This window comes from Microcoleus sp. Pol17C6 (genome assembly GCF_036701145.1).
In the GTDB taxonomy this organism is placed as follows: Bacteria; Cyanobacteriota; Cyanobacteriia; order Cyanobacteriales; family Microcoleaceae; genus Microcoleus.
Window position 1 is genome coordinate 1 of record NZ_JAUBQH010000142.1, and the last position, 2,639, is coordinate 2,639.

Here is a 2,639-nt window from a genome sequence, read left to right on the forward strand (position 1 = left end):
GGCGGGGTACGACCATACATTTTAACTATTTGATGACTTCAGGAATATTATACTATGGCTAAAGTGATGAAAGAGCGTTATAGGGCTTTAGTTGCGGTTTTAGTAAAAAAGTATTGCAACTTTTGTTAACAGTAAAACTAGCAATTTTCGCACAGCAATAACAGTACCGCCGAATTAGCGATCGCACGGGAGTGCCGCTGCTAAGGCTGAACCTCGATCAAACGGCTAGTTTGTTGCGGCTGCGCGGGTTTTTGGCTGGTCAGCAGAAAGGCTCAGAGTGATGTGAAGGTCGATCGCACTTCTTTTCTCTCAAAGTCTCATTCTTCACGTTTACCGATTTTGCCTGTTAAGGTGTAGTGCATCCCCTTAAGTTTTACCTCATCTTTACTCCCTAACTCTTTCAATTTCCATAACTAACTCGAAGCTAAATGTGCTCAAACTTTTGACCTAACTTTGGCAACATATATATTAATAATTCGTAAATAGCTAGGTCGGGAGGAATACAAATCTCGACAAAAATAATTATATCTGAAGATAGACGAATCCTAAATTTAACATAGCTAGGCTATATAACTAGCATCAAATAAACTACTTGAAAATTGCTTATAATAAATTGATTAATATAACGAATGATATAAGGAATTTTTAAGTAGAGCTTAAGATAAAAAAAAGGAAATTTATGGTACTGAGTATTATTGTTCACGGTGGAGCAAAAACCATCACACAAGACAAGGTTGCAGCCAACAATGCAGGCTGTACCGCAGCAGCAGAAGCTGGTTGGGCAGTGCTCACAAGCGGGGGTACAGCAGCAGAAGCTGTTGAGGCAGCTATCCGGGTTCTGGAAGCTGACCAGACATTTAACGCAGGCTTTGGATCGGTTCTCAACAGCAAGGGAGAGGTAGAGCTAGACGCAGCGATGATGGAAGGCGGTTCATTAGCTTGGAGAGCCCTCGCAAATGTTAAAGGCGTGCGGCATCCCATCTCCGTGGCGCGAAAGATTATGGATAAAAAACCCATGTTCTTAGTAGCGGATCACGCACAACATTTTGCGGTCGAAAATGGAGCCGAGATGTGTAAAAAAGAAGACTTAATCGCTGATGAGCAACAGGAAGAGTGGGAGGAGGAAAAAGAAGTTATTGACCGCCCCAATACGGTTGGTTGTGTAGCTTTGGACAGCAGCGGCATCTTAGTTGCCGGTACCTCAACAGGCGGCACTATGAATAAGCCCGCCGGTCGCGTCGGCGACAGCGCCATTATCGGCTCAGGCTTGTTTGCTGACAGTCAACAGGGCGGTTGCTCGACCACAGGCGATGGCGAGTCGATTATACCCGTAGTTCTGGCTAAAACGGCGATCGACATTCTAGCGTCCGGCAAGCACCCAGATGAAGCAGCGCAGAAGGCAATTGAGACTCTGGCATCTAAGGTGGCAGGAGAAGCTGGGTGCATCCTCATAGACCCTCAAGGGCGGGTTGGCTGGGCGCATAATTCAACGGACATGGCTTGTGCTTATAGAACGTCAGCAATGGACAAGGTGGCTGTGTTCACTAAGAAAAAACAACTCGTCCATCATTGAAATTATTGAGGTTGCATTCTCCCTAGTTGGAGAGTGTTAAAATTCCGCAACTAATATCTTGTTTCCTAGGTATTAAGTAGCTGGACATCAATAAACATTTTTTCAATTTGTAGGGCGGGCATTGCCCACCCTACTTTTAATTGTGTCGAGCTACTTAGTGGCAGGCAAAACAGTTCAATTCAAACTCGACTTGAAGGTTTCTTCTTATGAACTCAACATACGACTTTCCTTACTTTCAGGGTAATTCTCTTTCTGATTTGTTTGCTGCAGACATCACAGATGCACGTTATGCGTTCATCCTAAATTACCCTGCAACTGCCAGTTGGGCTGCTTACCCCAACAGAAAAAAATACTTTATTCAAGACGGCAGCAGTGAAGCCACCAAAACTTCTTTCGACAAGATTGGTCAGAAGGAACCTTGGAAAAATCTGGCTGTGTTAGGCGATGCCATCCCAGGGATTGTGATTAATCAGCCGCCGAACTCGCTGATGGACTATTGGCGGGAGCATTTTGGCTTCAGCTACAGCAGTATGGAGATTATAGACTGCTCAACTTATCTCGAAGATCTCAGCGTAAGCGATCGCTTTGACAAACTCCTGACTCTATTTCCCTTCGACAATCTCAAACCTGAAAAACACGCCGTCCATCCCGACATCCACTACCACTTACTCAGCAAAGCCACGCTAGCAGAATTAGGCGTGCAATGTCCGAAATACCAAACCTACAATCTGCACGAAGTCAATCTCGAAAGCATTCAGTTACCAGAGCAATTCCCCTACTTGATTAAAACATCGCACGGACTTTCTGGAGAAGGCACTTATATTATCAAAAGCGCCAGCGATCTGAACTACTGCTTGCAGGAAGTGAGGAAATATCTGGATATTAAGTTGGTGGATACGATTATTGTCTCGGAATTCGTCAAGAATGAAGTGCAGAACTATTGCGTGCAGTTCTATGTAAGCAAAACGGGAAATATCACGCTTATCGGCACTAAGCTGCTACGCAGCTAAACCGGATAAAATAGCATTGCCTTTATTTTTGATTTTTCGATCCCATTTAATAACCA

2 protein-coding genes are annotated in these 2,639 nt (G+C 44.3%); both read left to right on the forward strand.

Annotation, left to right across the window (positions count from 1 at the left end):
• The first annotated feature begins 679 nt into the window (after positions 1 to 679).
• Positions 680 to 1,573, forward strand: a complete 894-nt coding sequence (locus tag QUA25_RS28995) for an isoaspartyl peptidase/L-asparaginase family protein (protein ID WP_333043141.1) — start codon at positions 680 to 682, stop codon at positions 1,571 to 1,573.
• Between the two features lie 206 nt (positions 1,574 to 1,779).
• Positions 1,780 to 2,583 (forward strand): hypothetical protein, encoded by an 804-nt coding sequence (locus QUA25_RS29000; protein WP_333043143.1) that lies wholly within the window; start codon positions 1,780 to 1,782, stop codon positions 2,581 to 2,583.
• The last annotated feature ends 56 nt before the right edge of the window (positions 2,584 to 2,639 follow it).

Excerpts from the sequence above, each read along its gene's own strand:
- QUA25_RS28995 (WP_333043141.1), top strand. The coding sequence starts at position 680 with ATGGTACTGAGTATTATTGTTCACGGTGGAGCAAAAACCATCACACAA.
- QUA25_RS29000 (WP_333043143.1), top strand. The coding sequence starts at position 1,780 with ATGAACTCAACATACGACTTTCCTTACTTTCAGGGTAATTCTCTTTCT.